The organism is Desulforapulum autotrophicum HRM2 (genome assembly GCF_000020365.1).
Taxonomy (GTDB): Bacteria; Desulfobacterota; Desulfobacteria; order Desulfobacterales; family Desulfobacteraceae; genus Desulforapulum; species Desulforapulum autotrophicum.
The window spans coordinates 1,937,941-1,952,598 of the sequence record NC_012108.1; the positions used below are offsets into that span (position 1 = coordinate 1,937,941).

10 protein-coding genes are annotated in these 14,658 nt (G+C 48.1%); 9 read left to right on the forward strand and 1 reads right to left on the reverse strand.

Annotated features, from left to right (window positions below):
- Positions 1–108: 108 nt before the first annotated feature.
- Positions 109–2,178 (forward strand): RnfABCDGE type electron transport complex subunit B, encoded by a 2,070-nt coding sequence (locus tag HRM2_RS08405; protein WP_015903584.1) that lies wholly within the window; start codon positions 109–111, stop codon positions 2,176–2,178.
- A gap of 38 nt (positions 2,179–2,216) precedes the next feature.
- Positions 2,217–4,160 (forward strand): response regulator, encoded by a 1,944-nt coding sequence (locus HRM2_RS08410; RefSeq protein ID WP_015903585.1) that lies wholly within the window; start codon positions 2,217–2,219, stop codon positions 4,158–4,160.
- Between the two features lie 65 nt (positions 4,161–4,225).
- On the opposite strand, the gene HRM2_RS08415 is transcribed toward HRM2_RS08410, so the two are convergent.
- Positions 4,226–5,146, reverse strand: coding sequence for a manganese-dependent inorganic pyrophosphatase (locus HRM2_RS08415; RefSeq protein WP_015903586.1), 921 nt, complete (start codon positions 5,144–5,146; stop codon positions 4,226–4,228).
- Positions 5,147–5,380: 234 nt separating this feature from the next.
- Between HRM2_RS08415 and HRM2_RS08420 the strand changes: the two genes are divergently transcribed.
- The 7 genes from HRM2_RS08420 to HRM2_RS08450 all read left to right on the forward strand — a co-directional run bounded on the left by HRM2_RS08420 (position 5,381) and on the right by HRM2_RS08450 (position 14,635).
- Positions 5,381–5,713: a hypothetical protein gene (locus HRM2_RS08420; protein ID WP_015903587.1), complete on the forward strand. Its 333-nt coding sequence runs from the start codon at positions 5,381–5,383 to the stop codon at positions 5,711–5,713.
- A 17-nt stretch (positions 5,714–5,730) separates the two neighbouring features.
- Positions 5,731–7,380: a ribonuclease J gene (locus HRM2_RS08425; protein ID WP_015903588.1), complete on the forward strand. Its 1,650-nt coding sequence runs from the start codon at positions 5,731–5,733 to the stop codon at positions 7,378–7,380.
- Complete coding sequence (locus HRM2_RS08430) at positions 7,377–9,671, forward strand: DNA translocase FtsK (protein WP_015903589.1); 2,295 nt, start codon at positions 7,377–7,379, stop codon at positions 9,669–9,671. The genes HRM2_RS08425 and HRM2_RS08430 overlap by 4 nt, the downstream gene beginning before the upstream one ends.
- Entirely contained in the window at positions 9,661–10,275 is a 615-nt protein-coding gene (locus HRM2_RS08435) for a class I SAM-dependent methyltransferase (RefSeq protein WP_015903590.1), read from the forward strand. Before HRM2_RS08430 ends, HRM2_RS08435 begins: the two co-directional genes overlap by 11 nt.
- A gap of 94 nt (positions 10,276–10,369) precedes the next feature.
- A complete protein-coding gene (locus tag HRM2_RS08440; protein WP_015903591.1) occupies positions 10,370–10,723 on the forward strand; it encodes an ArsR/SmtB family transcription factor in 354 nt (117 codons plus the stop codon).
- A gap of 84 nt (positions 10,724–10,807) precedes the next feature.
- The gene (locus HRM2_RS08445; RefSeq protein ID WP_041273152.1) at positions 10,808–11,986 is read left to right on the forward strand and encodes an SO_0444 family Cu/Zn efflux transporter; all 1,179 of its coding nucleotides are present in this window, start codon (positions 10,808–10,810) and stop codon (positions 11,984–11,986) included.
- A 924-nt stretch (positions 11,987–12,910) separates the two neighbouring features.
- Complete coding sequence (locus HRM2_RS08450) at positions 12,911–14,635, forward strand: methyl-accepting chemotaxis protein (RefSeq protein ID WP_015903593.1); 1,725 nt, start codon at positions 12,911–12,913, stop codon at positions 14,633–14,635.
- The last annotated feature ends 23 nt before the right edge of the window (positions 14,636–14,658 follow it).

A 14,658-nucleotide genomic window follows, 5' to 3' on the forward strand; every position in this document is an offset into this window, starting at 1 on the left:
TCACTCCTAATTTTTTGATGATATCGTTGACATTTCCATTTTGCCTGATTATAAAAGTTGTGGACTATCTTGTAAATTCAAAATAATCTAGAATCAGCGGAGGTAATAATGCTTGAAGCTGTTCTTTTAATGGGTGGACTCGGAGTTGTTATTGGCGGTGCTCTTGCCCTTGCATCCAAGGTGTTTTACGTCTATGTGGATCCCCTTGTTGTGGCTATTAGCGATGCTCTACCTGGAGCCAATTGCGGGGGGTGCGGTTTTCCGGGCTGTTCGCCCAATGCCCAGGCCATTGCCGACGGCAAATCCTCTCCCGATTCATGCGTTGCAGCGGGTCCCGATGTTGCAGAGGCCATTGCCGCTCTTATGGGCGTTTCCATTGAAGCCAAGGAGCCTGAAATTGCCCGGCCCGGTTGCCACTACAGCATCGAAGATACGGACATTAAATACCTCTACGAAGGCCTGTCGGACTGCAGGGCTGCAGCCCTTATGTCCGGGGGGATGAAGGTGTGCAACATCGGTTGTCTTGGTCTTGGAACCTGTGTTAAAGCATGTCTGTTTGGTGCCTTGACCATGGGCAAGGATTCGCTGCCCAAGGTGGATCCGGAAAAGTGTACCGGATGCGGGGCCTGTGAGCGGGCCTGCCCCAAGCATATCATTCGCCTCACCTCAGTTACCCGCAGGATCATCAGTGAATATACGGAAGATGAGTGCGTGACACCCTGCCAGCGGGCATGTCCAACGGGTATTGATATTCGAGAGTATGTGCGGTTGATCCGGCACAATGATCCCGGTGGGGCCGTTCAGGTGATCAAGGAGAGAAACCCCTTTCCCACAGTTATCGGAAGAATATGTCCGGCCCTGTGTGAGGTGGCCTGCAGACGCCAGTATCTGGATGAACCCGTGGCTATCAACCACCTGAAGCGGTATGCCTGTGATATTGAAATGAACCTTGGCAAGAGGGTCCAGCCTTACAAGGCCCCTGCCACGGGAAAACGGGTGGCCGTTATCGGCGGTGGTGTGGAAGGTCTTTCGGCTGCTTTCTTTACGGCAAGGCTTGGGCATTCACCAATGGTGTTTGAATCAACAGCCCTTCTGGGAGGACTTCTTCGTGTTGCCATCTCAGATGAACGCCTGTCCCAGAGCGTCCTTGACTGGGATATTGAAGGGGTTCTTGAAATGGGTGTCAAAACCCGGATGAGCGTCAAGGCGGGCCGTGACTTTACGGTTCCCTCTCTTCTCAGGGAAGGATTTGAGGCTGTTTTTACGGCAACGGGCGGATGGGATAACAGGCTTGTCAGGGGCGATGTTGCCGATGTTGCCACGGTGTTTCCCGGTGGTTACCTGCTGATCGACCTTCTTCGCACGGACATTAAAAAAGGTGAACGGATACCCTGTGGACGTAACGTTGTCATAGCCGGCGGCGGTATGATGATTCCCAACGCCGTCAAAATATGTAAGGAACTCGGGGCTGAAAATATTACTGTGCTTTCAAGAAAACCCCCTGAAAAGTCTTCCTATGACAGCATAACCCTGGAAGCCATTCAATCCAGGGGGGCAACGGTAAAATACAATACCGGTATCACCAGGCTCTACGGTGAAGAGGATCGTCTCACCCATATTGAGTATACCGAGCTTGATTCAGGAAAAAAGCATCTTTTGCCGACGGACACCCTTTTTCTGTCGTCCGGACGTTTTCCAGAGCTTGTATTTGTTCGTTCTGAAACCCTTGATTCTGAAAAGGAACAAAGTGATTCCCGTTCCGGAACCCTGAGGTGGGAGGGCGTTGAAATTTATAAGGAACCGGAGAATTGTCGTGAGCAGGGTCTCCTTTCAAAGGGCGATGTCATCAGCGGTTACAGCGCAGCAGTTGCAGCCATCAATGGTGGCCGCAAGGCCGCAGCCTCAATTCATTCTTTGCTCTACGGTCATCTTCCTGAATACCCCTCAAACCCCATAACCAAGCAGAGTATTCTCCAGGGGGTTAATCATCTGGAGGGAGTTCAGATTTCTCCCAGAAATATCATGCCTGCGGCTGACCTTTCTAACCGGGGTAATGGGGAGTTGTTCAAGGGCTTTAGCGATGAAATGGCTGTCAAGGAGGCAGAGCGCTGCCTCAGGTGTGGGTTGATCTGCTATGAACGATCCAAACTGGAGGAAGTAAAAGAGATTGTTGTATAATTTGATGTCTGCTGGCTTTTCTTTTTCAGGAAAGATTCATGGAAGCTGAAAGGATTCTGGTCGTTGACGACGAAGTCAGGGTGGTGGAAACGATTCAGTTCTTCCTAGAACGGGAAGGGTATATAGTGGGCACGGCCTGTTGCGGCAGGGATGCTCTTTCCCTTTTTAGAGGAAGCCCTTTTGACCTGGTCCTTCTTGATATAAGTATGCCGGGTATGGACGGCTTTCACGTCATGGAACAACTGCTGGAGATCAACCCTGAACTTTTGGTTATCATGGTTACGGGATATGCAACGGTTGAATCAGCAGTAAGAGCCCTGAAACAGGGGGCCTGCGACTATCTAAAAAAGCCCTTTGAGTATGCAGACCTGATCAAGACGGTGAAAAATGCCTTGAACAAAAAGCGTCTCATGCTGGAAAACAAAGCCATGACAGCAAGGTTAGAGGCCTCTGAACTCAGATGCCGATACATGGTCAACAACTCCCCGGATTTGATCTATACCCTTGATCCAAAGGGGTGCTTTACCTTTATTAACAATGAGTTCAGGCGGGTTTTGGGCTACAGTCGGATATCTGTTCTGGGAAAACATTTTTCCCATGTCGTCCATCCCGATGATTTCAAAAAGTGTGAGCCTGGTATGGTTCCAGGAGTCATGCCTGCTGAAGGTGGGGGCGCCTTCCAGATACGTTTTAAAAAAGCCAGATTAAAATCAGAGACCGATCCATGCAACGATTTTATATGGGTTGAGCTCAAGGCTACGTTCATGCGGTTGCCTGAGGGTGAAAGTCAAATCTACTGTATTGCAAGGGATGTAACCGAAAGAAATAATCTCCATGAACAGCTTCACCAGGCTCAGAAAATGGAGGCCATCGGTACCCTTGCCGGTGGTATTGCCCATGATTTTAACAATATTCTCATGGGGATACAGGGTTACACCTCACTTGTCCGTTCGACCCTTGCACCGGAAAGTCCAGAGGCTATAAAGCTTTCATATATTGAAGATTATGTGAATTCCGGGTCTGATATGACCCGTCAACTTCTGGGGTTTGCCCAGAAGAACGACCATGAACTCAACTTTGTAAATATCAATTATATCCTGAAAATGTCTGCAAAGATGTTCGGCAGAACCAAAAAAGATATTACCATTCACCAGAATCTTGAAAAAAAACTATGGAGCTGTGAGGTGGATGAGGGACAGGTTCAGCAGGTGTTGCTGAATCTCTATGTTAATGCCTGGCAGGCCATGCCCAGCGGCGGCCGAATTTATATAAAGACCGAAAATTTGATTGTTCCGGAATTAAAATACAAGGCGCTTGGGCTGAAAAAATCGGGTAAATATGTTCGTGTTTCGGTGGTTGATACAGGATTGGGGATGGACTCAAAGACCATGGAACGAATTTTTGACCCCTTTTTTACCACCAAGGAGATGGGGGGGGGGACAGGGCTTGGTCTTGCCACGGCCTATGGAATTATCAAGGGCCATGGGGGTACGTTCCGGGTTTTAAGCAAAAAGGGCGAGGGATCATCCTTTGCTTTTTATCTGCCTGCGAAAGAATTGCAGTCTAATAGGTGCAGCCTTGACGGAAAAAAATCTGAGGTCATCATCAATGGCAAGGGCTGTGTGCTGCTTGTTGATGATGAAGAGAATGTACTGGAGGTCTGCTCGGAGATGATTGAAAGTCTGGGGTACTCTGTCAGGGCTGTTGGTAACGGGCGGGATGCCATAGAATTTGTGAAAAAGAACGGTAAGAACATTGACCTTGTTATCCTTGATATGGTCATGCCTGGGATGAATGGATTTGAAACCTATCAGCGGATTAAAACCATTCAGCCGGAAACAAAAGTGCTTCTCTCCAGTGGATACAGCAAAATCGAAGACCTTGGGGAGATTTTTGATTCAACCCTTGGAAATTTTATCCCAAAGCCCTATAGTATGGCTTTGCTTTCTGAAAAAATAAACAGGGTGTGTGCCCTGGGATAGAGAACAGCCTCTAAAACAAGAAGAGCCCGGAAAAGATTTCTTTTCCGGGCTCCCATGTTTAATGCTTATGCAAAGGCTTTCTCAAGGTTGGGAACAACCTGTTTTTTACGGCTCATGACGCCGTCAAGCCAGACCTTGCTGTTTTTGGGAGTAGCACCAAAAGCTTTTTCAATGACAGACTCATCGTCGGATGCAATGAGTACTTCAGATCCTTCCTTGATTATGTCGGTAAGGAGGAGGAAAACGCTGTGACGTCCACCCTCTTTCTTAAGGGCGATAATGTCTTTTTCAAGGTCTGCTTTGACCTTGTCAAGAATCGAAAGATCTACAACTTCAAGCTGACCGATGCCGACCTTTTTTCCGTTCATGTTAAAATCCTTGTAGTCGCGAAGAACCAGTTCACGAACAGGGGTTCCGTCAACGGCTGATTTTACTTTGAACATATCCATGCCAAGGGCCTGGGTGTCAGTGATCCCGGCAGCTTTGGCAAGGGCTTCACATGCTTTTTTGTCGGCGTCCGTGCAGGTGGCTGACTTGAAAATGACCGTATCGGAAAGGATGGCGCAGAGCATTATACCTGCGATATCTTTTGGGATTTCGATTTTGTTGAAGTCGTACATGGATTTAATGACGGTGCAGGTGCAGCCCACAGGCCAGATCCAGCACTCCAGGGGTTGGGATGTGGTGACATCTCCGAGTTTGTGGTGGTCTACAATGCCAAGAATGTTGGCCTCACCAAGATCGTCAGGGCTTTGGGCAAGATCTGAATGATCCACAAGATAGACATCTTTGCCTGCAAAGGACGTAACAACAGCGGGTGCTGCAACTTTGAACTTTTCAAGTACAAATTTTGATTCAGGTGTCAGTTCTCCCTGGATTGCAGGGGTGATTGTCTCACCAAGTTTTTTTTTGAGATCAGCCAGGGCAATGGCTGCGCAGACAGAGTCCGTATCCGGATTCTTGTGACCAAATACTAAAGTTGACATAAATCCTCCTAGGTTTTTATATGCAGAATTTGCATTAATTCGACGATCAATTGAACCATTGACCATCCGTATCGATTATACTTTTTTATCTTTACAGTTCGTCCTAACGGTAGATTAAAACCCTTATAAAATGGATTTGCCAGATACACAAGGAAAATTTTATTTATTGACCCGGGGCGTAACATTAATACAGGTTGCATCTTTAAGGCGGTTTGTGATATTTAAATTTGTGTTATGAAACAGTATCTAATTGACGGGCTCAGCCCCCAGGATCATGAACGACTAAAGGCGTATCTGGATGAACATCACGGTCCCTGTGACCTTGGCGCAATCTACTGGATCAAGCTTGAACAGGCCCTTTTGACCCCTCTTCAACAAGAGCATACCCTTTGTGCTCCTCATTTCTTTGCCTTGGAACTTGGCAGAGACTATTTATCCTGTGAGTTGTTAGTCAGGATAAAAACCAATATAAAGTGTGACTGCATGGGGTATGCAACCCTGGAGCAGAGAGAGTGGCTCATGGAATTTGCTGACGGACTGCTTGATACCCTTAGGATAACGGTTTGAGCCCGGGAGGCCATGACATGTTAAAGATAATACCCCTTGGCGGACTGGGTGAAATCGGCCTGAACATGATGGTGTTTGAGTATGGTGATACCATCGTTGTCATTGATGCCGGTCTTATGTTTCCCGAGGATTACATGCTGGGGGTGGACATTGTTATTCCTGAAATGGAGTATCTCAGGGAAAACAGGGACAGATTAAAGGCCGTTGTGCTGACCCACGCCCATGAGGATCATATCGGGGCCATTGCCTATCTCTTAAAGGAATTTCCGGTTTCCGTGTATGGTACGCCTTTCACCCTCAGTGTGGTAAAGAACAAGCTCAGGGAATTTGATATTCTCAATATGGCTGAACTCAATGTTGTCATGCCCTTGGACAGAATTAAGATCGGCGCATTTGACATTGAGTTTATCCGGGTGAGTCATAGCACCGTCGACGTTGTAGGGCTTGCCATTCGCACACCCGTTGGCATGATTGTCCACACGGGCGACTTTCGGATCAACCACTGCTTTGATATGTCCAACTGCACGGATATTTCCCGGTTTGCCAAGTGCGGTGAGGAGGGCGTTCTTGCCCTTCTTTCCGATTCGACCAATGCTGAAAAGGATGGGTATACCGAGTCGGACCAGATTGTCAAGGAGAGCCTTGCAAAGATTGTTGCAAGGAGTGAGGGCAGGGTACTCATTGCCCTGTTTGCCTCCAACGTTTTCCGAATCCGGCAGATCATAGACATTGCCCTTAAAAACAACCGCAAAATCGTATTGAACGGCAGAAGTATCGAGCAGACCGTGGCCATTGCCAAGGAGCTTGGCTACCTTGACTGGCCTGAGCACATGTCCCTTGACCTGAGAAAGGTGAATTCGTTTCCTGACGATAAGATCATGGTGATCACCACGGGCAGTCAGGGAGAACCCATGTCGGCCCTATCGCGCATGGCGACCGGGTTCCACAAGCAGTTGAATATCAAAAAAGGTGACACCGTCATCCTCTCTTCAAAATCCATTCCCGGTAATGAAAAGGCCATTTCAAATATCATCAACAACCTCTACCGCAGGGGTGCCGAGGTGGTACACGATAAGATCGCCAAGGTCCATGTGTCCGGCCATGCCTGCAGGGAAGAGCTCAAGCTCATGATCAACCTGGTCAAGCCAAAATATTTTATTCCCATCCACGGCGAATACCGTCACCTGGTGATCCACGCCAGACTTGCCGAGAAACAGGGAATTCCTCGCCATCGTGTGCTTGCGGCGGAGAACGGTAATGTGATCTGCTTTGACGACAAAGGGGCAAAGATCGACGGTCAGGTGTACACCGGACGGGTCCTCATTGACGGTAAGGGAATTGGGGATGTGGGCCGCAGCGTGTTAAAGGAAAGACGCAACCTTTCCGAAGATGGCCTTGTGGTGGTCTCCATGATCATTGACGAGGAGACCGGTATTGTGCTTTACGGCCCGGAACTGGTTTCCAAGGGTTTTGTCTTTGGCGCTGAAACAGGCTATCTGGTGGATGATGCCCAGTGTGTTATCCTTGAGATAGTGGAAGAGGTGGAGGTGGGCAGCGAGTCCAGGGTGGACGTGATTCGTTCCCGACTCCAGAAGGCACTTAAACAGTATTTTTTCTTTACCATAAGGCGTCGTCCGCTGATTCTGCCCATTATTATTGAAGTATGAGAAAAGAGATTCTCGGTATTTTATTTGTTTTTCTGGTTGCCTTGACCTTTGTCAGTCTTGTCTCCTACAGTCCCCTTGATCCTTCAATCAATACACGTATCTTTTCGGCCCATCAGCATATTCACAACTATTTTGGCCTGGTGGGTGCCCATTTGTCGGGCTTTCTCATCGCTGTTTTTGGACTTGGTGCATTCTGGGTGCCGATCCTGCTCCTGCTCTGCTCGTTCTGGTATTTTAAGAAACGTTCCAGCCGGAACATCGGCAGGATCATGGGTATGACCCTTTGTGGGGGAATGCTGGTGGTGGTGTCAACGGGTAGTGCGCTTTCCCTTGTCCAGGAGAGTTATTCTCTATGGGGACAGGCCTACTCTTCAGGCGGAGCCGTTGGAATCCCCTTTGCCGCTTTTCTTGTGCGTTATACCAACGTTGTTGGCTGTGTCATGATCCTGGTCCTTCTTTTTTCCGTGGGTTTTGTGTTGACCACGGGCATATCCATGGTGACGGTGTTTGCCTTTTTTAAACAGCAGGTCCTTGGCATTGTGCGTATTCTGGCAGACGGGGCAAAGGTGATTGGCCGCTGGTGCAGGGCCGGTATTCTTGGATTGCGAAACAGACGCGAACAACGGATTAAAACCATTGATGTTGGAAACGAAAAACCTGTCCGACGGTTAACCCTTTTTCCCAGGAGATCATTGTCCGTCAAATCAGACGGCACCGGGGAAAATCTTGATTCGGGAAAGGCTGCCTCCAAAAAGGGCGGGTCAGGGGCCATTGTGATTGAAACGCCTTCCCTGGATTCGGCCGCAAGACCCATGAAGCCCATTGATGACGTGAGAACCTCCTCTGACTTTACCCTTCCCATGGTTTCTCTACTCAAGGAAAAAAAGGCGGTAAAGTGCAAGATAAACATTGAGCTTCTTAGGAAAAAAGGGGAGATCCTCGAAAAAAAACTCACGGATTTCGGCATTTCAGGCGAGGTGGTTGAGATTCTTCCCGGGCCTGTGATCACCACCTTTGAGTATCGACCGGCCCCTGGGGTCAAGATCAGCAAGATCGTGAACCTCACCGACGATCTTGCCCTTGCCCTGAGCGCCTTAAGTATACGCATTGTTGCACCCATTCCAGGAAAGGATGTTGTCGGGGTTGAAATCCCCAATGACCGACGTGATTTTGTTACCCTGAGGGAGATTATCACCTCCACGGCTTTTATCAACTCTTCGTCAAAGCTGACCCTTGCCCTTGGCAAGGATATTCTTGGCGTTCCCGTTGCTGCTGCCATGGAACGCATGCCCCACCTTCTGATTGCAGGTGCCACAGGTACAGGAAAAAGCGTGGGGCTTAACGCCATGATCATCAGCCTTCTTTACAAGGCATCCCCAAAGGAGGTTAAGTTTATCATGGTGGATCCCAAGCGAATTGAGTTATCGGTTTACGATGGGATTCCCCATTTGATCTCACCGGTGGTCACGGATATGAAAAAGGCAACCAATGCTCTTTTCTGGGCTGTTCGGGAGATGGAGCGGCGCTATGAGCTTCTGGCGGAAAATGGTGTTCGAAACATTCTCCAGTACAACGAACTTGTGGAAAAGGGCGGGACAAAAGACGCTGAAAAGACCGATGGTGGTGAAAATGGTGAAGTTGAAAAATTACCCTATATCGTCGTTATTGTAGATGAATTTGCTGATCTAATGATGGTTGCCTCAAGGGAGGTGGAATCTGCCCTGATCCGCCTTGCCCAGATGGCAAGGGCTGCAGGTATCCATCTGATTCTTGCCACCCAGCGGCCGTCCGTGGATGTTCTCACCGGGATAATCAAGGCGAACTTCCCCACCCGGATTTCCTTCCAGGTTTCGTCACGTATTGATTCAAGGACCATTCTTGACTCCAACGGGTCGGAACGCCTGCTCGGTAACGGGGATATGCTTTTTCTTCCCCCTGGAACGGGGAGACTCCAGCGCATACAGTGTGCATACATTTCAGAGGCCGAAATTGCACGGGTTACAGGATTCTTAAAGGATCAGCAGGCCCCGGAATATGTGGAGGATGTCACCGAGCGGACTGATGACAGCAAGAACGGTGACAAAGAGACCGAATATGATGAGAAATACGATGAGGCAGTGGCCCTTGTGACCAAAACACGCCAGGCATCCATCTCAAGCGTTCAGCGACATCTGAGGATCGGGTACAACCGGGCTGCCAGGATCATTGAGGTCATGGAGCAGGAGGGCATTATCGGTCCCCAGGAGGGGGCCAAACAGCGGGAGGTGCTGGTAAAGCGTTATGACGATTGATTTTGAATTTGCACAAACCATCAAGGGGTTCATGGCCGATGAAGAGGCTGAACGGCTTTACCAGACAGCCCTTGATGCTGCAACCCTGGGTCCCTGCCTTGAAATTGGCTCCTATTGCGGAAAATCGGCCTACTTCATTGGTCTTGCCTGTAAACACAGACAGGGGGTGCTTTTTTCCGTGGACCACCACAGCGGATCCGAAGAACAGCAGCCAGGCCAAGAATATTTTGATCCAGAGCTCTTTGATGAAAGACTGGGTCGTATTAATACCTTTTATTTCTTCCAGCAAACCCTGGAACGGGCAGGACTGCTCGCAACGGTTGTGCCCCTGGTGTCAGACTCCAGAACAGCGGCACGGATGTGGTCCACCCCCCTGTCCCTTGTGTTTATTGACGGGGGGCATACCTTTGAGGCCGCGTCCGACGATCTTCGTCTCTGGTCCCCCCACATCATGAACGATGGATTTCTTGTGATCCACGACATCTTTTTTGATCCAACCAAAGGGGGACAGGCCCCCCGAAAAATCTATGAAAAAGCCCTTTCCTCAGGCGATTACTATCCTGTTTCCATGACCCAAACCCTAGGCGTATTAAAGCGTCGCTGATTTGGAACGCTACCCGGGGCGCTCTATTTTATGCTTGACTATGGTTTTGAATGAATATATGAATATGTCTACATATGTTGGAGGCTGATCCGCCATGGCAAAAGAGAGCGTTGGGCAAGGTGCTTGTGGTCACACCGGAATGGTTGAGGCCGTAAAAAAAGGGATGGCAGGGGAGGCGGTTCTCCGTGACCTTGCAGATCTTTTCAAGGTTCTTTCGGACCATACCCGGGTGAGAATCCTCCACGCGCTTTTAAAGTCAGAGCTTTGCGTGTGTGACCTTGTGGATGCCCTGGACATGAACCAGTCGGCCGTCTCCCATCAGTTAAGGGTTTTAAGATCGGCCAAGGTGGTGAAGTACAGAAAAGAGGGGAGGCACGTGTTTTACAGCCTTGATGACGACCACGTTGTTTCTCTTTTGCAGGACGGGTTGGACCATGTGATGGAGTAGGAGCAGTTCAGTCTGCTTTTTTTTGGCAAATTCATATGAATGTATGTTCATATTTTCAGGCTTAAGACCTTGCGGGGAAAGCATATGATTGAAGCGATTATCGTAAAAACAGCAGTTTCAAGCTGGGGAATTCTGGTGGAGTCTTCGGGGTTTATTCTCCTTGGCTTTGTGATGGCAGGCCTGTTAAAGGCTTTTGTGCCGGGCGATCTTGTGGCAAGACACCTTGGTAATGGGGATGCTGCAAGCGTATTAAAGGCTGCAGCCTTTGGGGTGCCAGTACCCCTTTGCAGCTGCGGTGTGCTGCCGGCAGCTGCAGGATTGAGGAAACAGGGGGCAAGCAAGGGAGCGACGTCGGCCTTTCTCATTGCAACCCCTGAAACAGGTGTTGATTCCATTGCCGTGACCTGGGCCCTGCTTGATCCTGTAATGACCGTTTTGAGACCCTTGGCGGCTTTTTTTACGGCAACCACGACAGGTATTCTGGTCAATCGACTTGACCGTGAAGGTCTACCATCGGAGCTAAAGCCCATGTCCTTCGACAAAAAGTTTGAAGAATCGGTGGAGCATTCCTTGAATTCAAAGGAAGATTCATCCCAGAAAGGGATGGCACCATTTTTAATGGATTCTCCTTCATGCGGCAAAGGGTGTGGTTGTACAACGATTGAAACAACCAAGCCCCTGGGTGTATGGCAAAGGCTTGCCAATGGAATACGATTTGCCTTTGGTGATCTATTTGCTGATATTGGCCCCTGGTTTCTTGGGGGAATTATCCTTGCAGGTCTGATCACTGCATTACTTTCCCCCGAGATTATCCAGCGCTATCTCGGTGACGGCATCTTTTCCATGGTGGCCATGCTTGTTGTTGCCGTTCCCCTGTACGTGTGTGCCACGGCATCCACCCCAATTGTGGCAGCCCTTGCCCTTAAAGGACTTTCCCCAGGAGCAGCCCTTGTGTTTCTCCTTGCCGGTCCTGCAACCAATGCAGCATCCCTTACGGTGGTGACAAGGATTCTTGGAAAAAAGGCCACGGGCATCTATCTTGGCGCCATAATTGTCTGCTCACTTGGAATCGGAATGATGGCAAATACGATCTACGACTGGATCGGCATTGACATCACGTCCTGGGTTCAGCACAATTCCCTGGAAGAACACGGTCTGGTGGCCAAGGCCCTGGCAATTCTTTTGCTTGTTCTGATCCTCAAGACCTTTGTTTCGAGGCCGCATGGGAACGATTCCCCTGATAACGGGTTAGGCTATGGTTGAATATGTTTTTCTGGATTAACTTGGTTGACCCGATACGGCAGCAATGACAATTGGACTTGGGCAGCATTTTACCTGAAAATTGCATTCCTGGTTTTTACTTTTGAACGAATAGCTTATTTTATATGAAACTCTTGTCGGACCGGTAGACGGGAACGGGTATAACCCTCCGCTCATTCTCGCAGCCCGTCCTGGGCTGCTCCGAGGGAAACGGCAGCTCCTTCAGCGTCCATGCTGACCGCTGCCGTTTAATCCGCTGCGGGCAATACCCGTTCCCGCCCACCTCTGCTGTCGAGTTTCTATATTCGTTGTGGCCAGAGCCGATACTTCGCTCCGGCCGTGCCGGTTTATAAGAAACTCATGTCGAAACATCATTGTGAAAGTCTCGACTTTCGAGCCCTCTTTGGTTTCCCTGATCGGAACATTGTAAACCAAAGGGGATAGGATTTTTGCCCTTCCAGGCGTTAAGAAGCGCAGGCTGTTTGAGGACTTTAGCCCGCAGTTCCTGCGCTTTAGTCTGGAAGGGCAGAAATCCCCCCGACGTTTACCGTTCCGGTCAGGGTAACCAAAGGGGGCGGAATGGTACTATCGCCTGCCCGGTATCATCGTGTTTCATGCTTCGTTGTGTCGGCAGGCCGACATGGCCGTTATATAAAACAGTTGTGATGCGTTGTTCCAAGTTTTCAACTCACCTAAATGTATTTAAGTTCAAAACTAAAAACCAGAAACCCTGCGGGAGTGCTATTTGACCGGACCTGCCGCGTTGCCGGGCATTTGCTTTAGGAGACTACAGCTTCATGCCCGGCGTCTTGCATATATAGCCAACTACCGCTTGCAATTTTTAGGTGCAATTTTCTTTTTCAGGGAGGATATGTTATGAAATAGCATCCTAAAAAATACTGACTTCATAACCTAAAAGGAAAGAAAATGTTAAATCGATTTTCCATCACTCAGCGGATGTATTTGATTGTTTTATTGGTTCTTATTCTTTTTGTCTCCATGATCTGGTTTTCCATCAGCACTTCAAGCAAGGTTAGGGATATGGCGATTTCCGCTACCGCTAAAATCATGCTTGAAAATCAAAAGGAAAAACTCAAAGTGGGAACACATTCCCTTGCTTTAAGTCTGGGCCATAGCATAGAAAAACTCGATGATAAACAAACAAAGATCCATGCCATTCGTTCTGCCATAGATGATATCAGGTTTGAAGATGATAAGTCTGGATATTATCTGGTGTACCAGAACACGACTAATATTGCCCTTCCACCCAAAAAAGATTTACAGGGAAAGGATCTTAAGAGTCTTAAAGATAAAAATGGTGTGTATATCGTTAAGGAGATGATGGAAAAAGCAAAAACCGGGGGGGGCTTCGTTGAGTACATCTGGGAAAAACCCGGCGCCGGGGATGTGTCCAAGCTAACTTATACTGAAATGATTCCCGGAACAGATTTTTGGATTGGAACAGGGGTCTACCTCGATAATATAGACACATATACAGCTGTGATGAAATCGAATATCGCCAAAAAGGTTAAGCCCATGATAATTAAGATGTTGGGCATTACGGGTGTATTGTTTTTGATGATTGCGGTTTTTTGTCTGGTCATTGTTTTTGGCATAACAAAGTCCCTGGGCTATATGATTGCAAGTGTTCAGGATATTGCAGAAGGCGAAGGTGATCTAACAAAGAGAGTGATTCTAAAATCAAAGGATGAATTGGGTGATCTTGCAAAATGGTTGAATCTTTTTCTGGATAAACTCCAGAATATTATTAAACAGATCTCCAGAGAATCCATTGGTGTTGACCATGCGTCAAATGAACTGATAAAGGTTTCAGGCCAGATGACTGATGGGGCTCAAGATACTTCCGATCAGGCGGAGAGTGTGGCCTCCGCTTCGGAGGAGATGAGTTCCAGTTTGAACAGTGTTGCCGTTGCCATGGAAGAATCATCGCTGAATACAAATCTTGTGGCATCCGCTGCAGAGGAGATGAACTCTACGATAAATGAAATTGCCGACAATGCAGAGAGAACCAGGTTGACCTCGGAAGAGGCAGCTGAAAAAGCGGCTGAGGCTGGAATTATGATTAAAGATCTCAGTGACGCTGCAAAGTCAATCGGACAGGTCACTGAAACCATAACCGATATTTCCAGTCAGACCAATCTTTTAGCACTGAACGCAACGATTGAAGCTGCAAGGGCTGGAGAAGCAGGGAAGGGGTTTGCTGTTGTGGCGAACGAAATTAAAGATCTGGCTAATCAGACGGCAGATGCAACGCGTAATATCAAAACCCAGATTGAGAATGTTCAAAATGTTTCAACTTCCACAATTACGTCAATAAATGAAGTTATTAATGTTATTAATACCACTAAAGATATGATATCCACTATTGCTGCAGCGGTAACACAACAATCTACTGCCACCCAGGAAATATCCAGTAACATTGAACAGCTATCTTTGGGGATACAGGAAGTGAATGAAAATGTAAGTCAAAGTTCTGTGGTTGCAACTCAAATTTCTGAAGATATCTCAAAGGTTAATTCTGCATCTACTGAAATGACATCTAATAGTAAAATTGTAAAGGAAAGTGCTGCCCAGCTAAAGGGAATGGCTGAAAAATTGAAAGTTATTGTGGAAACCTTTGTCATTGAATAGGGCGAATAAAAGTGTCGACCGTT

Coding starts and splice junctions, on each gene's coding strand:
- HRM2_RS08445 (WP_041273152.1), top strand. CDS start 10,808: ATGATTGAAGCGATTATCGTAAAAACAGCAGTTTCAAGCTGGGGAATT.
- HRM2_RS08410 (WP_015903585.1), top strand. CDS start 2,217: ATGGAAGCTGAAAGGATTCTGGTCGTTGACGACGAAGTCAGGGTGGTG.
- HRM2_RS08405 (WP_015903584.1), top strand. CDS start 109: ATGCTTGAAGCTGTTCTTTTAATGGGTGGACTCGGAGTTGTTATTGGC.
- HRM2_RS08450 (WP_015903593.1), top strand. CDS start 12,911: ATGTTAAATCGATTTTCCATCACTCAGCGGATGTATTTGATTGTTTTA.
- HRM2_RS08415 (WP_015903586.1), bottom strand. CDS start 5,146: ATGTCAACTTTAGTATTTGGTCACAAGAATCCGGATACGGACTCTGTC.
- HRM2_RS08425 (WP_015903588.1), top strand. CDS start 5,731: ATGTTAAAGATAATACCCCTTGGCGGACTGGGTGAAATCGGCCTGAAC.
- HRM2_RS08430 (WP_015903589.1), top strand. CDS start 7,377: ATGAGAAAAGAGATTCTCGGTATTTTATTTGTTTTTCTGGTTGCCTTG.
- HRM2_RS08435 (WP_015903590.1), top strand. CDS start 9,661: ATGACGATTGATTTTGAATTTGCACAAACCATCAAGGGGTTCATGGCC.
- HRM2_RS08440 (WP_015903591.1), top strand. CDS start 10,370: ATGGCAAAAGAGAGCGTTGGGCAAGGTGCTTGTGGTCACACCGGAATG.
- HRM2_RS08420 (WP_015903587.1), top strand. CDS start 5,381: ATGAAACAGTATCTAATTGACGGGCTCAGCCCCCAGGATCATGAACGA.